Origin of the sequence: Streptomyces sp. Root431 (genome assembly GCF_001426585.1) — a bacterium.
Classification (GTDB): Bacteria; Actinomycetota; Actinomycetes; order Streptomycetales; family Streptomycetaceae; genus Streptomyces; species Streptomyces stackebrandtii.
The window spans coordinates 795,636-817,601 of record NZ_LMEI01000009.1 but is presented as its reverse complement, the minus strand read 5'-3'; the positions used below and the strand labels follow the sequence as shown (position 1 = coordinate 817,601).

15 protein-coding genes are annotated in these 21,966 nt (G+C 72.4%); 11 read left to right on the top strand and 4 right to left on the bottom strand.

All coding sequences use genetic code 11. From position 1 onward, the window contains the following. The first annotated feature begins 65 nt into the window (after nucleotides 1-65). The 7 genes from ASC82_RS17140 to ASC82_RS17110 all read left to right on the top strand — a co-directional run bounded on the left by ASC82_RS17140 (nucleotide 66) and on the right by ASC82_RS17110 (nucleotide 10,352). Nucleotides 66-1,439, top strand: a complete 1,374-nt coding sequence (locus ASC82_RS17140) for a DUF4192 domain-containing protein (RefSeq protein ID WP_056648671.1) — start codon at nucleotides 66-68, stop codon at nucleotides 1,437-1,439. Nucleotides 1,440-1,554: 115 nt separating this feature from the next. Then, entirely contained in the window at nucleotides 1,555-3,630 is a 2,076-nt protein-coding gene (locus ASC82_RS17135; RefSeq protein WP_079039309.1) for a glycogen debranching N-terminal domain-containing protein, read from the top strand. A gap of 119 nt (nucleotides 3,631-3,749) precedes the next feature. Continuing rightward, on the top strand, nucleotides 3,750-4,490 hold the full coding sequence (locus ASC82_RS17130) for an NUDIX domain-containing protein (protein WP_056648317.1): 741 nt from the start codon (nucleotides 3,750-3,752) through the stop codon (nucleotides 4,488-4,490). A 121-nt stretch (nucleotides 4,491-4,611) separates the two neighbouring features. Continuing rightward, a complete protein-coding gene (locus tag ASC82_RS17125) occupies nucleotides 4,612-6,417 on the top strand; it encodes an ABC transporter ATP-binding protein (RefSeq protein WP_056648314.1) in 1,806 nt (601 codons plus the stop codon). A gap of 160 nt (nucleotides 6,418-6,577) precedes the next feature. Then, nucleotides 6,578-7,465 carry an FCD domain-containing protein gene (locus tag ASC82_RS17120; protein WP_079039308.1) on the top strand — a complete coding sequence of 296 codons (888 nt, stop codon included), beginning with the start codon at nucleotides 6,578-6,580 and terminating at the stop codon, nucleotides 7,463-7,465. Nucleotides 7,466-7,842: 377 nt separating this feature from the next. After that, a complete protein-coding gene (locus tag ASC82_RS17115) occupies nucleotides 7,843-9,390 on the top strand; it encodes an RNA polymerase sigma factor (protein ID WP_056648669.1) in 1,548 nt (515 codons plus the stop codon). A gap of 143 nt (nucleotides 9,391-9,533) precedes the next feature. Next, a complete protein-coding gene (locus ASC82_RS17110; protein ID WP_056648308.1) occupies nucleotides 9,534-10,352 on the top strand; it encodes a serine protease in 819 nt (272 codons plus the stop codon). 189 nt (nucleotides 10,353-10,541) lie between these two features. Here the strand turns inward: ASC82_RS17110 and ASC82_RS17105 are convergent, their stop codons facing one another. Beyond that, complete coding sequence (locus tag ASC82_RS17105; protein ID WP_024754955.1) at nucleotides 10,542-10,772, bottom strand: hypothetical protein; 231 nt, start codon at nucleotides 10,770-10,772, stop codon at nucleotides 10,542-10,544. A 433-nt stretch (nucleotides 10,773-11,205) separates the two neighbouring features. On the opposite strand from ASC82_RS17105, the gene ASC82_RS17100 reads away from it, so the two are divergent. From ASC82_RS17100 to ASC82_RS17090, 3 genes are all read left to right on the top strand, one after another. Next, nucleotides 11,206-13,323, top strand: coding sequence for a DNA topoisomerase IV subunit B (locus ASC82_RS17100; protein ID WP_056648304.1), 2,118 nt, complete (start codon nucleotides 11,206-11,208; stop codon nucleotides 13,321-13,323). Nucleotides 13,324-13,539: 216 nt separating this feature from the next. Then, entirely contained in the window at nucleotides 13,540-13,896 is a 357-nt protein-coding gene (locus ASC82_RS17095) for a DUF485 domain-containing protein (protein ID WP_078626857.1), read from the top strand. After that, nucleotides 13,893-15,488: a cation acetate symporter gene (locus ASC82_RS17090; RefSeq protein WP_056648298.1), complete on the top strand. Its 1,596-nt coding sequence runs from the start codon at nucleotides 13,893-13,895 to the stop codon at nucleotides 15,486-15,488. The genes ASC82_RS17095 and ASC82_RS17090 overlap by 4 nt, the downstream gene beginning before the upstream one ends. Before the next feature lie 37 nt (nucleotides 15,489-15,525). On the opposite strand, the gene ASC82_RS17085 is transcribed toward ASC82_RS17090, so the two are convergent. Then, nucleotides 15,526-16,215: a response regulator gene (locus ASC82_RS17085; protein WP_056648295.1), complete on the bottom strand. Its 690-nt coding sequence runs from the start codon at nucleotides 16,213-16,215 to the stop codon at nucleotides 15,526-15,528. Beyond that, nucleotides 16,212-17,930, bottom strand: a complete 1,719-nt coding sequence (locus ASC82_RS17080) for a sensor histidine kinase (protein ID WP_242427678.1) — start codon at nucleotides 17,928-17,930, stop codon at nucleotides 16,212-16,214. Before ASC82_RS17080 ends, ASC82_RS17085 begins: the two co-directional genes overlap by 4 nt. 234 nt (nucleotides 17,931-18,164) lie before the next feature. Between ASC82_RS17080 and ASC82_RS17075 the strand changes: the two genes are divergently transcribed. Then, nucleotides 18,165-19,217 carry a GTP-binding protein gene (locus ASC82_RS17075; RefSeq protein ID WP_056648292.1) on the top strand — a complete coding sequence of 351 codons (1,053 nt, stop codon included), beginning with the start codon at nucleotides 18,165-18,167 and terminating at the stop codon, nucleotides 19,215-19,217. A 111-nt stretch (nucleotides 19,218-19,328) separates the two neighbouring features. On the opposite strand, the gene ASC82_RS17070 is transcribed toward ASC82_RS17075, so the two are convergent. Next, nucleotides 19,329-21,788 (bottom strand): DNA topoisomerase IV subunit A, encoded by a 2,460-nt coding sequence (locus ASC82_RS17070; protein ID WP_056648289.1) that lies wholly within the window; start codon nucleotides 21,786-21,788, stop codon nucleotides 19,329-19,331. Nucleotides 21,789-21,966 lie beyond the last annotated feature (178 nt).

Here is a 21,966-nt window from a genome sequence, read left to right as displayed (position 1 = left end):
TGTCGTGTTCCGGGAGTTATCCACAGGGGTTTCGCGATTCGGGAGATCACGAGACCGTCGTGACCATGAACGCGAATCACCACGAATCCAGCGGACCCACCCGTACCCAGCGGATCACCCTGCGCGGCCCGGCGGAGCTGGCCGACGCGCTGCCCTTCATGCTGGGCTTCCACCCGACCGACTCCGTCGTCCTGGTCGCTCTCCACGGCGAGCGCGGCCGCTTCGGCGGCCGGGTCAGGCTCGGCATTCCGCGCTCACCCCGCGAATGGGCGTCCACTGCGGACCACCTCGCCGAATGCCTCGTCGAGAGCGAGGACCGGCGCGGCGACCGACCGGACGGGATCGTCGTCTTCCTGTGCCAGGACCCGGAGCCCGGCGAGACGGGCAACAGGGTCATGGAGCGGCTGCGCCCCTTCGCGCAGCGACTGCGCACCGCCTGCGGCGCCCTCGACATCCCCGTCTACGAAGCCCTCTGCATCTCCGACGGGCTCTACTTCTCCTACTGTTGCCCCGACGACCGCTGCTGCCCGCCCGGCGGCACGCCCATGGGGCTCACCGGCACCTCGGTCACGGCGGCGACCGCCGCCTACGCCGGAGTGCAGGTACGGGGCTCGCTGCGGGACATGCAGGCCCGGCTCAAGCCGCACGGCACCGCCGCGGACGAGACACAGCGCGTCGCCCTCGACGCGGCCGCCGCCTCGATCGTGCCCAGGATCCTCGAAGGCTCTCCCGGACAAGGCCGGGCGGAGGTCCGCGAGGCGACGCTGCGCATCGCCCGCGAGATCCTCTGGCGGTTCGCCGACCCGGCGGCCCGCGCAGAGCCTTCCGGCGGGGTCGCGGCGGCCGACGCGGCCGACGACGCCCTGATCGGGACGGAGGAGGCGGCCGCGCTCATCCTGGGCCTCCAGGACCGGGACACCCGGGACCGCGTCGCCGAATGGATGGAGAGCTGGGAGGGCGCCGCGGCCCTGCGGCTCTGGCGCGTCCTGGCCCGCCGCTGCGTCACCCCCTACCAGGAGCACGCCGCCGCGCCGCTGACCCTCGCGGGCTGGGCGGCCTGGTCCACCGGCGACGAACCGACCGCCCGGGTCGCCCTCGGACTCGCCCTCGAAGCCGACCCCGAGTACGTCTTCGCCCGACTGCTGCACCAGGCCTGCAACGAGGGACTCGACCCCGAGTCGCTGCGCTCCTGCCTGAGGAGCGAGCGGGACTCCAGGGACGCGACGGAGCAGGGCGCTCCCGCCTCCTCCCGGCGGGTCAGGACCCGGACCGCCGCCCGCCCCCAGAGCGCCCGGCAGAGCCTCAGGAAGCCCGGACGGCAGACCGGCGGAGACCGCGGGGCACCCGCCGGAGTCCGGCCGAGCGGCCCGGCCACGGGCAGGCCGAGGAGCGGAGCCCCGCGCCACGGCGGGCAGCGCGGCAGCAGGAGCGGCCGATGACGACCGTGACCCGGCCGCCCGCGCGCGCGTTCAGCTCTCTGGCGGAGTCGGCCGCACCGCTCCGCCGCCGCCCCGCCGGCCGCCCGGACCGCACAGAGAGCACCCCACACCCGCCATGGCCCTCAGCCCCGTCCCGGCCCCCGGACGACCCGCAGGACACCCGAACGGACCCGCGCACGGACACCCGTCCGGCGTGGGTGCCGCGCCCCCACGCGGGGCGCGGCCGGGCGAACTGCCCTCGGTGCACGGCGCACTCCTCTGCGTGGCCCTGCCCGCCTTCGCCGTCTGCGCCGAGCACGGACAGCTCAGGGGAGAGGGGCCCGAGGGCGTGTACGCGGCGGGACTACGGCTCCTCTCCCGCTGCGTCCTGCGGGTGGCTGGGCGCGAACCCGTCGCGCTCCAGGGCCGGATGGCCGCCGCCGACCGGGCCGTCTTCCTCGGTGTCCTGCGCGCCCCCGGGGACGTGGGACCCGATCCCGGGCTCGCTGTCGAGCGCTCGCGAGGCGCCGACGGAACCGAGCGCATCACCTTGCGCAACGCGACCGCCCGCCCCCTCCGCCTCCCCGTGGAAATCGCTCTGGGCACGGATCTCGCGGACCTGGGCGCGGTGGCGTCCGGCAGGACGGGACCCGAGCTCGCCCCGAGCGTCCACGGCACCGGACTGCGCTGGACCGCCGGCGACGGACGATCCGTCGCCGTCACCACGGACCCGCCGCCCATGGACTCCCTGGCGGCGGCCGGCGTCCTGCGCTGGGAGGCCGAGCTGGCGCCCGGAGCACTGTTCACGATCCGGCTGCACGTGCGCGGTGACCGGGGCGCCGGGCCGGCCGCTTCCCCGGGAGGCGGAGGAGGGCGGCCCGGCGGGCACCTCATCGCCGAGGCGCGGGCCGAGGGCGACGACCCGCGCCCGGGGGAGCTGCTGCGCGCCTCCGTCGAGGACCTGCGCGCCCTGCTCCAGCGGGACCCCGCCCACCCAGCCGACGTCCATCTCGCGGCCGGGGTCCCCTGGCGCTGCGGACCGGTCACTGCCGAGGCCCTCTGGGCGGCCCGCATGGTCCTGCCCCTCGGGACCCGGCTGGCCGCGACCACGCTCCGCGCGCTGGGACGCGCCCAACTCCAGGGCACCGGGCCCGATTCCGGCCGGCTTCACGGCCCCCTCAGAGACGCCGGCCCGCACCTCCCGCCCCGCTGCACGGGCATCGAGGCCACCCTCGCCTTTCCCGTCGTGCTCGCGGAAGCCCGTCGCTGGGGGCTGCCCGCCGCGGACCTGGAGGAGCTGCTCCCCGTGGCGGAGCGCTGCCTCGGCTGGCTGCGCCGCACGATCGGCGACACCGGCCTCGTACCCGACCCGGGGCCCGCCGGGCCCTGGCGGGCGGAGACCCAGGCCCACGCGCACCGGGCCGCCCTGCTCGGCGCCGACCTGCTCGACGCCTGCGGAAGGCCCGGGGGAGACGCCCTGCGCGACAGGGCGCGGACCGTGCGCGAGCGGTTCCGGCGCGACTTCTGGCTCGACGACCGGGCAGGGGGCCGGCCGGCCGTCGCCCGCGCCCCGGACGGCCGGACCTGGTCCCAGCTGGGCGGCTGGGCCGCGCACCTGCTCGACACCGGACTGCTCGGCGGCGGCCGGTACGCGCAGGGACTCCTCGACAGGGCGGAGACCGAGCAGGTGGCCCGACTGCTCGCGACCCCGGCTCTCGACTCCGGTTGGGGTCTGCGCGGTCTGGGAGCCAAGGAGCCCGGCCACAACCCCTTCGGCCACCGGTCCGGCGCGGTCCGGGTGCACGAGACGGCGGTCGCCGTGGCCGGCCTCGCGGCCGCGGGACACGAGAAGGAGGCCGCCTCCCTGCTCCGTGGGCTGCTCGACGCCGCCGAGGCCTTCGCCCATCGGCTGCCCGAGATGTACGCGGGGGAGCAGCGGACGGCGGGAGGGCGCCCGGTGCCGCACCCGGCCGCGTGCAGGCCGGCGGCGGTCGCGGCCGCCGGAGCGGTCCAGGCGCTCGTGGCCCTCGCCGGGATCCGCCCCGACGCGCCGGGACGCTCCGTGTCGGTGCACCCCATGCCCTCGGCCCCGCTGGGAGCGATCCGTCTCTCGGGGCTCGTGGTGGCGGGCGAGCCCTTCGCCGTGCGGGTCGGCAGGCTCGGCCTCGGTATGGTCGAGGAGGCCGCAGAGGGCCTTCAACTGGGGGTGTGACGGGGATGCCGGGCGCAGACACGACGGAAGCTTCGCGGCGCGGCGAGGAACGCGAAGAAGTCGTCGCCGATCCTTCCGCGGGGCGTGTTTATCGTCAGGGAGACGACTATGATCGCGGCATGTCTCCCTACGACCCGTCGGCCTTTCCGCCTTTCGCTGTCACCGTCGATCTGGTCGTGCTCACCGTGCGGAGCCATGCCCTCTGCACCTTGATCGTGAGGAGAGGGGAACAGCCGTACCAGGGGCGCTGGGCGCTCCCCGGCGGCTTCGTCCGCGAGGGCGAGGACCTCGGCGCCGCGGCCGCCCGTGAGCTGGTCGAGGAGACCGGACTCCGCGCCCACGACCCGGGCGACCCGCCGCCCCTACCGGGCAACGGCGCGCACCTGGAGCAGCTCGCCACGTACGGGGCTCCCGCACGTGACCCGCGGATGCGGGTGGTCAGCGTCGCGCACCTGGCGCTTGCCCCGGACCTGCCCGCGCCACGGGCGGGCGGAGACGCGAACAGCGCCCGCTGGGCCCCGGTCGAGGAACTGCTCGGCGAGGCCGAGCCGCTCGCCTTCGACCACGGCCAGATCCTCGCCGACGGGGTGGAGCGAGCCCGCTCCAAGATCGAGTACTCCTCGTTGGCCACGGCCTTCTGTCCGCCGGAGTTCACCGTCGGAGAGCTGCGGCGCGTCTACGAGGCCGTCTGGGGCGTCGCCCTCGACCCGCGCAACTTCCACCGCAAGGTGACCGGCACGCCCGGCTTCCTGGTCCCGGCCGGTGGCACCACGACCCGTCAGGGAGGCCGCCCCGCCCAGCTCTTCAGGGCAGGTGGAGCCACCCTCCTCAACCCGCCGATGCTGCGTCCCGAGGTCTGACCGACCCGGCCGTCAGGCGTCCAGGGCGCCAACCCTGCGCCGAAAGTCCGAAATGTAGCGTTATCTTGCTGCGGTAGCGCCGCCCTGCCGCGGAGCGGTGTCACCTACCGCGAGAGAAGCGATGCTCCAGGCAATCGGACTGACCAGCACTCCCCGCCACGATCGCCCGCCCGCCGTGGACGATCTGACCTTCGAGGCGCGGCCCGGTGCCGTGACCGCGCTCCTCGGTCCCCCGGGCTCCGGCAAGACCACCACGCTCCGCCTCATGCTCGACCTCGATCCGGGCCGAGGGATCACGTACTTCCGCGGCCGAACGCTGCATGGCGTCGCCCACCCGTCGCGCGAGGTCGGCGTGTTCCTCGGTGACGTCCCCGGACACCCCGCCCGCACCCTCCGCGGGCAGCTGCGGATGCTCTGCGCCGCTTCCGGAACTCCCGTCGCCCGGGCCGGGGACGTGCTGCGGTCCGTCGGACTCGCGGGCCTCGAAGGGCGGCGGATCGGCACCCTGCCGCTCGGTGCCGAGCGCCGACTCGGCCTGGCGTGCGCCCTGTTGGGCACCCCGCACGCCCTGCTGCTCGACGAGCCGGCGGCCGGCCTCTCCGGCCCGGATGGTGCCTGGGTATACGAGCTGCTGCGCGCGCACGCGGCCGGCGGAGGGACGGTGCTCTACACCACGGCGGACCCCAAGGACGCGGCCCGCAACGCCGACCGGGTCGTCACCCTCGACGGCGGCCGCGTCGTCGCCGACCAGGACGCCACCGAGTTCGCGCGCACCCGCCTGCGTCCCCGCGTCGCCGTCCGGACCCCCCACGTCGCACGACTGGCCGCCGCGGTGACCCAGGAGGCCAGGGCCGCCCGCCGGCCGGTCGAGGTGGTCGCGGAGGACGGCAACCTGCTGTCGGTCTACGGCAGCGACTGCGCCGCCGTAGGCGACACCGCGTTCCGGCACGGCGTGGTGATCCACCGGCTCGCCGACGAGACCGGCGGCACGGCGCCCGCGCCCCGCGCGCCCGAGGGAGGCGATTCCGGGAAGGAGGCGTCCGGGCAGGACTCCGCCCGGCGTCGCGTCCCGCCCTCACGGGATGCCGAGCATGCGTCCGGCGCCTCCGAGCGCGGCGACTCGGCCGAGGAGCGGACCTCCCCACGGAAGCCGGCCCGCTCGCCCTCGCGCCCACTGCGGTACGAGCTCCACCGGCTCGTCGGCGTGCCGAGCACCCCGCTCGTCGTGGCGGTGGTCCTGCTCGTCTCCGTGGTTCTCGCCCTGCTCCTCGGCCGCGGGGGCTCGGCGGCGCTGCCCGTCGTCCTCGCCGGGTGGCCCGCGATCTCCCCGCTGCCGCCCGCCGCCCTCGGAGCCGGGCTGATCGGCGCCTTCTCCTTCGGCGAGGAGTACCGCTACCCCGCGCTCACCGCAGGCCGCGGCGCCGTGCCCCGGCGGCTCCGCCTGCTGCTCGCCAAGCTCGTCGTGGCGGCGGCCGTGGCCCTCGGCCTCGGGGCGCTCGTCGTGGCGGCGGATCTGGGGGCCCTGAGATTCGTCTACGGCGGCGAGTTGATCCCCGTACCGGCGAACTGGCCGTCGCTGTGCGCGAGTTGGCTGGGGCTGCTCGTCGGATGCGCCTGGGCGGGGGTGCTGGGCGCCGGGGTGTTCCGGGCCGCCGCCGCGGGGGTGGCCGCGGTCCTCGCCGTACCCGTCGCGTTCGCTCCGCTCCTGCAGAAGGTGCTCGCCGGTCCGGCGGTGCGGTCGGTCGCCGGGCTGCCCGCACGCTTGCGCGAGATTGCCGGCCCGCAGTGGTCCCCGGCCGTGGACCGGTGGTTGGCGGGGGCGCTGCGAGTGGTCGGACAGCCCGCGGGGGTGGCTCTCTCGCTGGTGTTGACCGGGTTGCTCTGCGCCTATGTGTTCACCGGCCTTCGCCGGAAGGCCCGTTGGTGATCACTTGCGGATCGAAAGCTTCCGCTTTTCGGACAACTCCCTTAAAAATCGCCCTCTATGTCCGAATAATCGTCAATTGTGTAGGGGGTGCCGATCACCCTTTCGTGTGCTTTTCACCAAAGACCTCAAGGGTCACGGAAGCAACGCCGACAAAGGATGCGTGAGTACCCTTGCGCACACCATGATGACCGCCGCCCGTCCCGTCGAGTCAGGCCTCGGCGCCCCGGGCGATCTCGACCGCTACCCCTACGCGGAGGCGCCCGGCGCCGGCCGCGTGGGTCCGCCCTCCTGGGAGGGCGTGGACACCGACCTGGGCCGCGTCGGCCGCCGCAGCGCCGGCAGCCGGGGCCGGGGGCTCCACGGCCAGCTCGTCCAGCAGCTGGGCCAGATGATCGTCTCCGGCGACCTCGGAGCCGACCGCCCCCTCGTCCCCGAGGAGATCGGCCAGCGGTTCGAGGTCTCGCGCACCGTCGTCCGCGAGTCGCTGCGCGTGCTCGAGGCCAAGGGCCTCGTCAGTGCCCGCCCCAACGTCGGCACCCGCGTCAGGCCCGTCAGCGACTGGAACCTCCTCGACCCCGACATCATCGAGTGGCGCGCCTTCGGCCCGCAGCGCGACGACCAGCGCCGCGAGCTGAACGAGCTGCGCTGGACCATCGAGCCCCTGGCCGCGCGCCTCGCCGCCGGGCACGGCCGCGAGGACGTCCAGCAGCGCCTCGCCGACATGGTCGAGATCATGGGGCACGCGTACGCGCAGGGTGACGCGATCACCTTCTCCCGCGCGGACACCGAGTTCCACTCCCTGCTCATCCAGCTCGCCGGGAACCGCATGCTGGAGCACCTCTCCGGCATCGTCGGCGCCGCGCTCCACGTCTCCGGGGGCCCCGTCACGGGCTGTGACCGCCCGAGCGAGGCGTGCCTCGGGCACCACGCCCGGATCGTCGACGCGCTGGCTGCGGGCGACGCGCAGGCCGCCGAGGCCGCCATGCGCCAGCTGCTGACCGTCCACCCCGAGGTGGAGCGCGTCGTTCCCGCCCCCCGCGAACACTGACCGCGGGCCGTGGCCGGGAGCGCGGACGCGCACACATCGCGTGCCGCCGGGTCCGAGCGCGGTCCGGGGAGCCCGGCAGGGTTTCCCCGGATGGCGCCAGGGTTCCGGCGGCGCGAATGTGCCATGATCTACCGCTTCGGCCGTTTCGCCGCAAATGAGGTGTGACTCGGGCCACGAAGATTGGGCGTAACACTCCTCCGAGCCGTGCGATGACCTAAGAGGTGACAGCCGAGGAAGGAATACAGCAGCCGATGGAGGCGCTGTGCAGTTCCCCGGCCCAACCCGCGCCGTCGGCACATCTCCCGCCGACGGTCGTCGGCTCCGGCCCTCTCCAGGGCGGGGCCGGAAGCCGTTTCCATCGTTCCGAGAGGTTGTTCGTGTCGGCCAGCACATCCCGTACGCTCCCGCCGGAGATCGCCGAGTCCGAGTCTGTGATGGCGCTCATCGAGCGGGGAAAGGCTGATGGGCAGATCGCCGGCGATGACGTGCGTCGGGCCTTCGAAGCCGACCAGATTCCGCCAACCCAGTGGAAGAATGTTCTGCGCAGCCTCAATCAGATCCTCGAGGAAGAGGGTGTGACGCTGATGGTCAGTGCAGCGGAGTCGCCGAAGCGCGCCCGCAAGAGCGTCGCTGCGAAGAGCCCGGCCAAGCGCACCGCCACCAAGACCGTCACTGCCAGGACGACCGTGACGAAGACCACCGTCACGGCCGCGACGGCTCCCGCGGCGGACAGTGACGACCTGGCCGACGAGGCCGGATCGCCTGCCAAGAAGGCGGCCGCGAAGAAGACCGTCGCCAAGAAGGCGGTGGCCAAGAAGACCGTCGCCAAGAAGACGGCGGCCAAGAAGACCGCGTCCAAGAAGGATGGCGACGAGCTCGTCGAGGGCGAGGAGCTCCTCGAGGACGTCGCCGCCGGCAAGGGCGAAGAGGAAGAGACCGAGGGCGAGAGCAAGGGCTTCGTCCTGTCCGACGAGGACGAGGACGACGCTCCGGCGCAGCAGGTCGCCGTCGCCGGTGCCACCGCCGACCCGGTCAAGGACTACCTCAAGCAGATCGGCAAGGTCCCGCTGCTCAACGCCGAGCAGGAGGTCGAGCTCGCCAAGCGCATCGAGGCCGGTCTGTTCGCCGAGGACAAGCTGGCGAACTCCGACAAGCTCGCCCCGAAGCTCAAGCGCGAGCTGGAGATCATCGCCGAGGACGGCCGCCGGGCCAAGAACCACCTCCTGGAGGCCAACCTCCGTCTGGTGGTCTCCCTGGCCAAGCGCTACACCGGCCGCGGCATGCTCTTCCTGGACCTGATCCAGGAGGGCAACCTGGGTCTGATCCGTGCGGTCGAGAAGTTCGACTACACCAAGGGCTACAAGTTCTCCACGTACGCCACCTGGTGGATCCGTCAGGCGATCACCCGTGCCATGGCCGACCAGGCCCGCACCATTCGTATCCCGGTGCACATGGTCGAGGTCATCAACAAGCTCGCGCGTGTGCAGCGTCAGATGCTCCAGGACCTGGGCCGTGAGCCCACCCCGGAGGAGCTGGCCAAGGAGCTCGACATGACCCCTGAGAAGGTCATCGAGGTCCAGAAGTACGGCCGTGAGCCGATCTCCCTCCACACCCCTCTGGGTGAGGACGGCGACAGCGAGTTCGGTGACCTCATCGAGGACTCCGAGGCGGTCGTGCCGGCCGACGCGGTGAGCTTCACGCTCCTCCAGGAGCAGCTGCACTCCGTGCTCGACACGCTCTCCGAGCGTGAGGCGGGCGTCGTCTCGATGCGCTTCGGCCTCACCGACGGCCAGCCGAAGACGCTGGACGAGATCGGCAAGGTCTACGGCGTGACGCGAGAGCGGATCCGTCAGATCGAGTCGAAGACAATGTCGAAGCTGCGTCACCCGTCGCGTTCGCAGGTCCTGCGCGACTACCTCGACTGATCCTTCCGAGGCACAGAGCGACACGCGAAGGGCCCGGTTCCCCGAAAGGGAGGAACCGGGCCCTTCGCGTGTGCGCGGGTGCAGGGGGCGGGCGCGTGCAGGACGCTGGGTGAACCGACATCACCGGAGAGTCAGGAGGCTCCATGCGTGGTCCCTTCACCCGTGCCTTGACGGGTGCCCTGGGTCTGATCACGGCAGCGGTGGGGCAGGTTGCCACCGCCGTCCCCGTGGCGGCCGACAGCGTCGTCGTGGGCGGCCGCCAGGCCCTGATCACGGACGCGCCCTGGGTCGTGGCGCTGTCCAGTCGTGACCGGTTCGGGGGTACCCGGGCGGGGCAGTTCTGCGGCGGTGTGGTCGTCGCGCCGACCAAGGTGCTCACGGCGGCCCACTGCCTGGGCAGAGAGGTCCTCGGCGGCGAGCCGTGGGAGGTGCGCGACTTCGTGGTCATCGCCGGCCGTGCCGCGCTGCGAGGACAGGGCGGGCAGGAGGTCGGGATCTCGGACACCTGGATCAATCCCGACTACGACCCGACGACGAACTCGGGCGATCTCGCGGTGCTGACGCTGGCGAGCGCGCTGCCGCAGTCGTACGTGATCGGCGTCGCTCGCGCGGGCGACGCGGCGTACACGCCCGGTACGGAGGCGGACGTCTACGGCTGGGGTGACACGACCGGCAACGGGACCTATGCCTCCACGCTGCGGACGGCCCGTGTGCAGGTGCTGCCGGACACGGCGTGCGGTCGGGCGTACCCGGGCGGTTTCGGCGTCCAGTACCGCAACGACACGATGCTGTGCGCGGGCGACCCGCAGGGCGGCAGGGACGCGTGCCAGGGCGACAGCGGGGGACCGCTGGTGGCCAAGGGGCTTCTCGTCGGCCTGGTGTCCTGGGGGAGCGGCTGCGGGCAGGCCGAGAACCCGGGTGTCTACACGCGGGTCGGGGCGGTGCTGCCGGAGCGGATCTGACGAGCGCCCGCATTCGCCCCGTAACCGCCCGCAGTCGCCCGCACGGCCGGCGTGAGCCGGTATGCGGGCGCGATGGGCACTGCGGGTGCGACAGGGTACGAGAACGGGCGGCCACCCCCCTTGACTGCGGGGGTGGCCGCCCGTCGTCCGGTCAGCGACCGGCTCTGGGCTCGTCGGGTGTGCGAGGCGTCAGTGCTCGTCGCCCGTCGTGCGGGCCGGCACGTCCGTGAGCCGGTCCGTCTCATCCTGTATCTCAGCGGCGATCTTCTTGAGTTCCGGCTCGAACTTGCGGCCGTGGTGGGCGCAGAAGAGCAAGTCACCTCCGCTGGTCAGGACGACACGCAGGTATGCCTGGGCGCCGCAGCGGTCGCAGCGGTCAGCGGCCGTCAGGGGGCTCGCGGGGGTCAGAACAGTAGTCACGTCGCCTCTTCTCTAGCTCGACGAGCTGTCGTACCAGGGTCAACATCCAACCAGGCCGGAAACGTTCCCGCTCGTGGCTTTTCCTCGAAACTTTTTCCCAAGGTGGCTGTCTGCTGCCGGTTGGCGGCGAATGAGCCGTATTGCGTCGCTCTACGGATTTCGCGTTGCTTGTCTCGGTGCGTCCTCCCGGCGTGGTTGCCGGTTGTTGATGAGGACGTGCCCGGAGCCTAAATGGTTCATGCCTGGAAGGGAACGTGATGTTCGCGTCACCCCTTCGAGGGATCGAACATCCATACGACTCTGGACTAGCATGAGGAAACGGGGAGGGTGGCGTGACAACGGCTCTACCAGGCATCGGTACCCTCTGACCGGTGAACGACGCCGGGCCTTACCCCACCGGGCCAGTTTTCAAATTCAGCGAGGAGCGAACCGCGTGACCGCCGAAACGTCCGTGCCGTCCAGTGCGCTGCTGACCGCAGACCGTGACGGTTCCAACTACACCGCGCGGCACCTGCTCGTACTCGAAGGGCTCGAAGCGGTCCGCAAGCGCCCCGGCATGTACATCGGGTCCACCGACAGCCGCGGCCTGATGCACTGCATCTGGGAGATCATCGACAACTCGGTCGACGAGGCCCTCGGCGGCTACTGCGACCACATCGACGTCATCCTCCACGACGACGGCTCCGTCGAGGTCCGCGACAACGGCCGCGGCATCCCGGTCGACGTCGAGCCGAAGACCGGGCTCTCCGGCGTCGAGGTCGTCATGACCAAGCTGCACGCCGGCGGAAAGTTCGGCGGCGGCTCGTACGCCGCCTCCGGCGGTCTGCACGGCGTCGGCGCGTCCGTGGTCAACGCCCTGTCGGCCCGCCTCGACGTCGAGGTCGACCGGAACAGCTCCACGCACACGATCAGCTTCCGCCGAGGCGTCCCCGGCATCTTCACGGAGCAGGGCCCCGACAGCCCCTTCGACCCGGGCAACGGCCTGCGGAAGAGCAAGCGCGTCCCCAAGACCCGCACCGGCACCCGCGTCCGCTACTGGGCGGACCGGCAGATCTTCCTCAAGGACGCCAAGCTCTCGCTGGAGACGCTCCACCAGCGCGCCCGGCAGACCGCCTTCCTCGTGCCGGGCCTCACGATCGTCGTCCGCGACGAGCGGGACCTCGCCGGGATCGGCAAGAGCGAGGAGACCTTCCGCTTCGACGGAGGCATCAGCGAGTTCTGCGAGTACCTCGCGCAGGACAAGGCCGTCTGCGACATCCAGCGCCTCACCGGCGTGGGCACCTTCAAGGAGACCGTCCCGGTCCTCGACGAGCGCGGGCACATGACCCCCACCGAGGTCACCCGCGAGCTCGCCGTCGACGTCGCCCTGCGCTGGGGCACCGGCTACGACACCACGGTCAAGTCCTTCGTCAACATCATCGCCACCCCCAAGGGCGGCACCCACGTCTCCGGCTTCGAGCAGGCCATCACCAAGACGGTGAACGAGGTCCTCCGCTCGGCCAAGATGCTGCGCGTCGCCGAGGACGACATCGTCAAGGACGACGCCCTGGAGGGGCTCACGGCCGTCGTGACGGTCCGCCTCGCCGAGCCGCAGTTCGAGGGACAGACGAAGGAGGTCCTCGGGACCTCCGCCGCCCGCCGGATCGTGGCGAGCGTCGTCGCCAAGGAACTCAAGGCCTTCCTGACCTCCACCAAGAGGGACGCCAAGGCGCAGGCCCGCGCCGTCCTGGACAAGGCCGTCGCCGCCGCCAGGACCCGGATCGCGGCCCGTCAGCACAAGGACGCGCAGCGCAGGAAGACCGCGCTCGAGTCCTCCTCGCTGCCGGCCAAGCTCGCCGACTGCCGCAGCGACGACGTGGAGCGCAGCGAGCTCTTCATCGTCGAGGGGGACTCGGCCCTCGGTACGGCCAAGCTCGCCCGCAACAGCGAGTTCCAGGCGCTGCTGCCGATCCGGGGCAAGATCCTCAACGTCCAGAAGTCCTCGGTCTCGGACATGCTCAAGAACGCCGAGTGCGGGGCGATCATCCAGGTGATAGGAGCGGGCTCGGGCCGCACCTTCGACATCGACGCCGCCCGCTACGGCAAGATCGTCCTCCTGGTCGACGCCGATGTCGACGGCGCGCACATCCGCTGCCTGCTGCTGACGCTCTTCCAGCGCTACATGCGGCCGATGGTCGAGGCCGGACGCGTCTTCGCCGCCGTGCCCCCGCTGCACCGGATCGAGCTCGTCCAGCCCAAGAAGGGCCAGGACAAGTACGTCTACACGTACTCGGACAACGAGCTGCGGCAGACCCTGCTGGAGTTCCAGCGGAAGGGGGTCCGCTACAAGGACTCCATCCAGCGCTACAAGGGTCTGGGCGAGATGGACGCCGACCAGCTCGCGGAGACCACGATGGACCCGCGCCACCGCACCCTGCGCCGGATCAACATCGGCGACCTGGACTCGGCGGAGCAGGTCTTCGACCTCCTCATGGGCAATGACGTGGCGCCCCGCAAGGAGTTCATCACCAGCTCGGCGGCGACCCTCGACCGCTCGCGCATCGACGCCTGACGGACGCCGATCGACGCCTCACCGGAGCCATGGGCAGGACCGGGTCGTGCGGTACGCATATCAGCACGGCCCGGTCAGGCCACAGGGGAGAACTGTCACCTGATGGGGTGAAGTGAGGGAGGAGAAGAGTCCGGGATCTTCCTGCTCTGTCCATCCTTGGGCACGCGGCCGAAACGGTTCGCTGACAAGGAGAGTTGGCCGGTGGAGCAGTACGACATGGCAGTGCCGCGGCAACGCGAACCCAGTGCGGCGGACATCTACCTGGAGGTCCAGCGGAGTCCCGCGTTCCAGGAAGTGCGCCGCCGCTACCGCCGGTTCGTCTTCCCGGCGGCCCTCGCCTTCCTGCTCTGGTACCTCGCGTACGTCGTCGCGGCGACCGCCGCCCCCGGGCTCATGGCACGGCCGGTCGCCGGCGCGGTGAACGTGGCGATGGTCGCGGGGCTCGGGCAGTTCCTCACCACCTTCCTGCTGACCTGGGCCTACGCGCGCCACGCGCGGCTGCGCCGGGACCGGGCCGCCCTGGAACTGCGGTGGGACACGCAGGAGATGACCCGAGGGGCGGTGCACCGGTGACCGGAGACCACCAGACCCTGGCGCTCGTGCTCTTCAGCGTCTTCATCGCCGTCACCCTGGGGATCACCACCTGGGTGAGCCGCAACCGGCACGGCTCGGCGGAGGAGTTCTACGCGGGCGGCAGGCTGTTCTCGCCCCTGGAGAACGGTTTCGCCATCGCCGGCGACTACATGTCCGCGGCCTCCTTCCTCGGCATCTCCGGGCTGATCGCGCTCTACGGCTACGACGGCATGCTGTACTCCGTCGGCTTTCTCGTCGCCTGGCTCGTCGTCCTCCTGCTGGTCGCGGAACTGGTCCGCAACTGCGGGCGGTTCACGCTCGCGGACGTCGTCGCCGCGCGGATGTCCGAGCGGCCGGTGCGGATCGCCGCCGGAACCTCCTCCGTGGCCGTCTCCGTGCTCTACCTCGTGGCCCAGATGGTCGGCGCCGGAAGCCTGGTCGCGCTCCTGCTCGGCGGCACCAGCGAGGCGGCCCGCTCCTGGACGGTCATCGGCGTCGGGGCGCTGATGGTGATCTACGTGTCGCTCGGCGGCATGCGGGCCACCACCTGGATCCAGATCGTGAAGGCCGTCCTGCTCATGGCGGGCACGATCGCGCTCACCGTCCTCGTCCTGCTCCGCTTCCACGGCGACGTGAACAGCCTGCTCTCCACCGCGGCCGACCGCAGCGGCCACGGGCGGGACTTCCTCGCCCCCGGCCTGCGCTACGGCGGCGACTGGACCTCGCGCCTCGACTTCATCAGCCTCGGCATCGCCCTGGTCCTGGGCACCGCGGGCCTGCCGCACATCCTGTCGCGGTTCTACACCGTGCCCACCGCCCGGGCCGCCCGCCGCTCCGTCGTCTGGTCCATCGGCCTCATCGGCAGCTTCTACCTGATGACCATCGTGCTCGGCTTCGGCGCGGCCGCCCTGATCGGGCCCGCCGAGGTCCGGGCCTCCAATGCCTCGGGGAACACGGCCATCCCGCTGCTCGCCCTCGACCTCGGCGGCGGCGCGGGCTCCACCGGCGGCACCGTGCTCTTCGCCGTCGTCGCAGCCGTCGCCTTCGCGACGATCCTCGCCGTCGTCGCCGGGATCACGCTCGCCTCCTCGGCCTCCGTCGCCCACGACCTGTACAGCTCGCTGCGCCGCCGGCACGCGAAGAAGCAGTACAGCGAGGTGACCGTGGCGCGGTTCGCGGCCGCCGGGATCGGCGCCGCGGCGATCGGCCTCGGGTTGCTCGCCCGCGACCTCAACGTGGCCTTCCTCGTCGGCCTCGCCTTCGCGGTCGCCGCCTCCGCCAACCTGCCCGTGCTGCTCTACTCGCTGTTCTGGCGGAAGTTCACCACCCGGGGCGCGGTCTGGTCGGTGTACGGCGGACTCGTTCCCGCCGTGCTGCTCGTCCTGCTGTCGCCGGTCGTCTCGGGCAGCCCGGAGGCGCTGTTCCCCGGTGTCGACTTCCACGTCTTCCCGCTGCAGAACCCGGGCATCGTCTCCATCCCGCTCGGCTTCCTCGCGGGCTGGATCGGTACGGTCACCTCGACCGAGCCGTCCGACGCGGCGCGGCACGCCGAGACCGAGGTCCGGGCGCTGACCGGGGCCGGGGCGGTCTGAGACGGCCAGGGGCCCCGCACAGGGGCCCCGTGGCCGCTCAGGCGGCGGGCGGTGAGGACGTCCAGGCGTACCGGTGCTCGGGGCGGCCCGTCTCGCCGTACCGGAGGGAGAGCCTCACCCGGCCGGTGCGTTCGAGCAGCTTGAGGTAGCGCTGCGCGGTCTGGCGGCTCACGCCGGCCCGCTCGGCGATCTCCTGCGCGGAGAGCGGGCCGCCGGCGCCGAGCAGGACCTGGCGGACCAGCTCGGCCGTGGTGGGGGAGTGCCCCTTCGGCAGGTCGGGGGCGACGGTGCCCGCCGCCAGGACGCCGAAGATCCGGTCCACCTCGGCCTGTTCGGCCTCGCCCCCGCCTCCCAGGGCGTCCCGGAGCGCCGCGTACGCCTCCAGTTTGGTGCGCAATCCGGCGAAGTTGAACGGCTTGACCAGGTACTGGAGGGCGCCGTGGCGCATCGCCGCCTGCACGGTGGCCACGTCCCGGGCGGCGGTGACCATGATCACGTCGCACTGGTGGCCGCGCGCGCGGAGCTCCCGTACGGCGGCCAGGCCGTTCTCGTCCGGCAGGTAGTGGTCCAGGAGGATCAGGTCCACCGGATGCTCGGCCAGGGCGGCCAGCGCCTCGGCGGTGGAGTGGGCGGTGGCGGACACCCGGAAGCCGGGGACCTTGGCGACGTACGCGGCGTTGATCCGCGCGACGAGCACGTCGTCGTCCACCACGAGCACGTCGATCATCGCGCCTCCCCGGCGACCTCGGAGGCGGTGGGACGGGTGGTGCTGGTGGCATGGGTGGTGCCTGTGGGACGGGTGGTGCCGGTGGGGTCCGGTTCGGTCAGGGCGTCCGGGAGGACGACGGTGAACTCCGCGCCCCCGTCCGGGCCCCCGCCCACCCGGGCCGTGCCGCCCCGGCGCTCGGCCAGCCGGCGGACGAAGGCGAGACCGAGCCCGCGCCTGCCGTGCGGCGGCGGCTCCTTCGTCGACCAGCCCTCGGTGAAGATCAGCTCGCGGCGCTCCTCGGGGACGCCGGGGCCGCTGTCCGTGACCCGCAGCACGACCGTACGGCCCTCCGTGCGGAACGCGACCTCGATCCGGGCGCCGGGCGTGCCCGCGACGGCGTCCAAGGCGTTGTCGACCAGATTGCCGACGACCGTGACCAGCTCGCGGGGGTCGACGAGCCGGTCCGGCAGGAGGGACTCCGGGGAGATCCGCAGGGACACCCCGCGCTCGGCGGCGACGGTCGCCTTGCCGACCAGGAGCGCGGCGAGCAGCGGGTCGTGGACCTTCTCCGTGACCTGCTCGGCGGTGGCCCGGTGCACCCCGACGACCTCGGTGACGAACTCGACGGCCTCCTCGTGCATGTCCAGCTCCAGCAGGCCCAGCAGCGTGTGCAGCCGGTTCGCGTGCTCGTGGTCCTGGGCGCGGAGGGCGTCGATCAGGCCCCGCGTCGAGTCCAGCTCGCGCCCGAGGCGCTCCAACTCGGTGCGGTCGCGCAGGGTCGCGACGGCGCCTCCGTCGTCCGTGGGCATCCGGTTGGCGATCAGCACCCGGTGGCCCTGGACGGTGACGAGGTCCTCACCCGTGACCCGGCCCGCGAGCACGTCGGCGGTACGGCCCGGTCCCAGGACCTCGTCCACGGGCCGGCCCGCGGCCTCGGGGCCCAGGCCGAGGAGCCGCTGCGCCTCGTCGTTCACGAGCCGCACGGAGCCGGTGCGGTCGATGGCCACGACACCCTCCCGGATGCCGTGCAGCATGGCCTCGCGCTCGGCGAGCAGCGCGGAGATGTCGGAGAAGGCCAGGTCGTGGGTCTGCCGCTGGAGCCGCCGGGAGATCAGATACGCGGCGAGGGCCCCCACCGCGAGCGCCCCGCCCGCGTACGCGAGGAGTCCGGGGATCGCGGCGAGGAGCCGGTCGCGGACGCTGTCGTACTCGATGCCGACGGAGACCGCGCCGATGATCCGGCCGTCCGCGTCGCGCAGCGGCGCCTTGCCGCGCGCCGAGCGGCCGAGCGTGCCGCTGTCGATCTCCATCACCTCCCGCCCCGCGAGGACGGCGCTCGGGTCGGTGGAGACGCGCCGGCCGATCTGGGCGGGGTCGGTGTGCGACCAGCGCACCCCGCGGGTGTCCATGACGACGACGTACTCGGCGCCCGTGGACACCCGGATCCGCTCGGCCTCCGTCTGCACCGGGCCCCGCGCGGAGGGAGGGGTTCCGACGAGATCGGTGGCGAGCCCGGGGGAGGCGGTGGTCTCGGCGATGGCCAGGGCCCGCCGCATGGCCTGGTCGTCGAGCTGGGCGCTGAGCGGGGCGAGGAAGAGACCGGTGGCGAGGACGGTCACACCGGTCGCGATGGCCAGCTGCATCAGCAGGACCTGCGCGAACACCCGCCGGGGCCACCCGAACCGCCGACGGCGCGCGAGGGGCCGCGCGGGGCTGGTCTGTGCGGGGCTCATGCCAGAAAAGGTACGGGGCCGGGGCGGGGGACCGGAAATGCCGGGGCTCGCGGAATCCCGGGCCCCGGATGAGGCCGGGCCTTCCGCAACCCCGGGCCCCGGATGAGGCGGCCGGGCCTTCCGGATTCCCGTACCCCGGACGCGGCGGCGGTCCCGGCCGTCTCCGGACGATCCCGCCTATCCTGGGGCCTTCCCACGGCCGTGGGAAGGAATCCGCGACCGGAGGCACGACCCTTGAGCACGCAGCAGATCCCCGTCGTCGTCCTCGCCGGGTTTCTCGGGGCCGGGAAGACCACGCTCCTCAACCACCTGCTGCGCAGCGCCCGGGGCACCCGGATCGGGGTCATGGTCAACGACTTCGGCGACATCGGCATCGACGCGATGACCGTCGCGGGACAGGTGGGCTCCACCGTCTCCCTCGGCAACGGCTGCCTCTGCTGCGCGGTCGACGCGAGCGAGCTCGACGAGTACCTGGAGGTCCTGACCAGGCCCGAGTCCCGGCTCGACGTGATCGTGATCGAGGCCAGCGGGCTCGCCGAGCCGCAGGAGCTGGTCCGCATGGTCCTCGCCAGCGAGAACGAGCGGATCGTCTACGGAGGGCTCGTCCAGGTCGTCGACGCGGCCGAGTTCGGGGCGACCCGGCAGCGGCACCCCGAGACCGACCGGCACCTCACGATCGCCGACCTCGTCGTCGTGAACAAGGCGGACCAGGTCTCCGCCGACGAGCTGCGCGCCGTCCGGGAGGCGGTGGGCGCGCTCGCCGGGAAGGCCGTCGTGGTCGACGCCTCGCACGGGCGGGTCGATCCGGAGCTGCTCTTCGACCGGGTCGTGCCCGAGGACGAGATCGAGGGCCAGATGTCCATCGAGGACATCCTGTACGGCTCCGAGGACGACGCCCACGCCCATCCGCACGCGGCGTACGAGACCGTCTCCCTGAGCTCCACGACCCCGCTCCACCCGCGCCGGCTCATGGCCTTCCTGGACGGGCGTCCCGAAGGCCTGTACCGGATCAAGGGCTTCATCGACCTCGGCGCCGCCGACCCGGCCAACCGCTACGCGGTGCACGCCGTCGGCCGGTTCCTGCGCTTCTACCCCGAGCCGTGGCCCGCGGGGGAGGAGCGGCTCACCCAGCTCGTCCTGATCGGCTCCGGCATCGACGCCGCCGGGCTGCGCAAGGAGCTCGCCGGATGCGAGCAGAACGGCCCGCAGGACGCCCCCGACGAGCACAGCATGTGGGGCGTCCTGCGGTACGTACGACAGACGGACGAGGAACCGGACGAGAGCTAGGGCGTGCTTCGAAAGCCCCGCCTGCCTGGCGACGCCTGGCACGCACGCCCGGCCGCCCCCGCCCGGCCGGACGAGCCCTAGGGCCCGTCCGGCGGATCAGGGGCGGAGGCCCTAGCTCGCCGGGCCCGCCACCACCTCGACCGGCTGGGGCAGCGGGACGCCCGAGCCGTCGCGGCGCGGGTCCACGGCCGGCAGCGGGACCGGGGTCCCGTTCTTCTGCGCGGCGCGCGCCGGGGTGGCGCCCGCCCAGGCCAGGATCAGGACGTCCTCGCCCTTCAGGAACCGCTGGCAGCGGACACCGCCCGTCGCCCGGCCCTTGCGCGGGTACTGGTCGAAGGGGGTCAGCTTCGCCGACGTACCCGCCGAGGCGTCCAGCGTGCCGGTGGAGCCCGCGACGGTGAAGACCACGGCGTCCGCCGCCGGGTCCACGGCCGTGAACGAGAGCACCTCGGCGCCCTCGGTCAGCTTGACGCCCGCCATGCCGCCGGCCGGCCGGCCCTGGGGCCGTACCTGAGCGGCCGGGTAGCGCAGCAGCTGGGCGTCGGAGGTGATGAAGACCAGGTCCTCCTCGCCCGTCCGCAGCTCGGTCGCGCCGACGATCCGGTCACCGTCCTTGAGGGTGATGACCTCCAGTTCGTCCTTGTTCGCCGGGTAGTCCGGCACCACGCGCTTCACCACGCCCTGCAGCGTGCCGAGCGCGAGCCCAGGCGAGGACTCGTCGAGCGTGGTCAGGCAGACCACCGACTCGTCCGGCTCCAGGGACAGGAACTCCGAGAGCGGCGCGCCGCCCGCGAGGTTGGGCGTGGCCGCGGTGTCCGGGAGCTGCGGCAGGTCGATCACCGCGATCCGCAGCAGCCGGCCGTCCGAGGTCACCGCGCCGACGTCGCCGCGCTGGGTGGCGGCCACCGCCGACACGATCAGGTCGTGCTTGGTGCGCGGCGCGTCCGGGTCGACCGGCGGCAGCTCCGCCGTCGCCGTACGGGCCAGCAGACCCGTCGAGGAGAGCAGCACCCGGCACGGGTCGTCCGCGACCTCCAGGGGGACGGCCGCGACGGGCGCGCCCGCCGATTCGAGCAGGACCGTCCGCCGGTCGGTCGCGAACTTCTTGGCGACCGCGGCCAGTTCCGCCGAGACCAGCTTCCGCAGCTCCGCGTCGGAGTCCAGGATCCCGGTCAGCTCGTCGATCTCGCCGTTGAGCCGGTCGCTCTCGGTCTCCAGCTCGATGCGGTCGAACTTGGTGAGGCGGCGCAGCGGGGTGTCCAGGATGTACTGCGTCTGGATCTCGCTCAGCGAGAAGCGCTCCATCAGGCGCTCCTTGGCCTGAGCGGAGTTGTCGCTCTCCCGGATGATCCGGATGACCTCGTCGATGTCGACGAGCGCGACGAGCAGGCCCTCCACGAGGTGCAGCCGGTCGCGCTTCTTGGTCCGGCGGAACTCGGAGCGGCGCCGGACGACCTCGAAGCGGTGGTCCAGGTAGACCTCGAGGAGCTCCTTGAGGCCGAGGGTGAGCGGCTGACCGTCCACCAGCGCCACGTTGTTGATGCCGAAGGACTCCTCCATCGGCGTCAGCTTGTAGAGCTGCTCCAGGACCGCCTCGGGCACGAAGCCGTTCTTGATCTCGATGACGAGACGCAGGCCGTGGTTGCGGTCGGTGAGGTCCTTGACGTCCGCGATGCCCTGGAGCTTCTTGGAGCCGACGAGGTCCTTGATCTTGGAGATGACCTTCTCGGGGCCGACCGTGAAGGGCAGCTCGGTGACGACGATGCCCTTGCGGCGCGCCGTCACGTTGTCCACGGTCGCCGTGGCGCGGATCTTGAACGTGCCGCGGCCGTTCTCGTACGCGTCCTTGATGCCGGACAGGCCGACGATCCGGCCGCCGGTCGGCAGGTCGGGGCCGGGCACGAAGCGCATCAGCGTCTCGAGGTCGGCGCTCGGGTGGCGGATCAGGTGGCGGGCCGCCGCGATCACCTCGCCGAGGTTGTGCGGCGGCATGTTCGTCGCCATGCCGACCGCGATCCCGGACGCGCCGTTGACCAGCAGGTTCGGGTAGGCGGCGGGCAGGGCCACCGGCTCCTGCTCCTGGCCGTCGTAGTTCGGCGAGAAGTCGACCGTGTCCTCGTCGATGGACTCGGTCATCATCAGCGCGGCCGGGGCCATCCGCGACTCCGTGTACCGCATGGCTGCGGGCGGGTCGTCGTTGCCGAGGGAGCCGAAGTTGCCGTGGCCGTCGACGAGGGGCAGCCGCATGGAGAACGGCTGCGCCATGCGGACCATGGCGTCGTAGATGGACGCGTCGCCGTGGGGGTGGAGCTTGCCCATCACCTCGCCGACGACGCGGGCGCACTTGACGAACCCGCGGTCGGGCCGGAGCCCCATCTCGCCCATCTGGTAGACGATGCGCCGCTGGACGGGCTTCATGCCGTCGCGGGCGTCGGGGAGAGCGCGCGAGTAGATCACCGAGTACGCGTACTCGAGGAAGGAGCCCTGCATCTCGTCGACGACGTCGATGTCGAGGATCCTCTCCTCGTACGCGTCGTCCGGCGGCGGTGTCTTCGTGCTGCGGCGGGCCATCGCGGCTGCGGCTCCTTCACCAACAAGGTTGATCTGACGCGGACCATTGTGGACCGTGCCACCGACAACGCCGACCGCGACCCGGAAGAGGGACATCTGGAAGGGGCGGGAACTTCGCCAGGTGTCGGCGCGCTTGCATACAGTGGCAGGACTTTTTCACATCGCGATCGAAGGGACG

Coding starts and splice junctions, on each gene's coding strand:
- ASC82_RS17085 (WP_056648295.1), bottom strand. CDS start 16,215: ATGATCGACGTGCTCGTGGTGGACGACGACGTGCTCGTCGCGCGGATC.
- ASC82_RS17080 (WP_242427678.1), bottom strand. CDS start 17,930: ATGAGCCCCGCACAGACCAGCCCCGCGCGGCCCCTCGCGCGCCGTCGG.
- ASC82_RS17135 (WP_079039309.1), top strand. CDS start 1,555: ATGGCCCTCAGCCCCGTCCCGGCCCCCGGACGACCCGCAGGACACCCG.
- ASC82_RS17095 (WP_078626857.1), top strand. CDS start 13,540: ATGGCAGTGCCGCGGCAACGCGAACCCAGTGCGGCGGACATCTACCTG.
- ASC82_RS17070 (WP_056648289.1), bottom strand. CDS start 21,788: ATGGCCCGCCGCAGCACGAAGACACCGCCGCCGGACGACGCGTACGAG.
- ASC82_RS17125 (WP_056648314.1), top strand. CDS start 4,612: ATGCTCCAGGCAATCGGACTGACCAGCACTCCCCGCCACGATCGCCCG.
- ASC82_RS17110 (WP_056648308.1), top strand. CDS start 9,534: ATGCGTGGTCCCTTCACCCGTGCCTTGACGGGTGCCCTGGGTCTGATC.
- ASC82_RS17140 (WP_056648671.1), top strand. CDS start 66: ATGAACGCGAATCACCACGAATCCAGCGGACCCACCCGTACCCAGCGG.
- ASC82_RS17130 (WP_056648317.1), top strand. CDS start 3,750: ATGTCTCCCTACGACCCGTCGGCCTTTCCGCCTTTCGCTGTCACCGTC.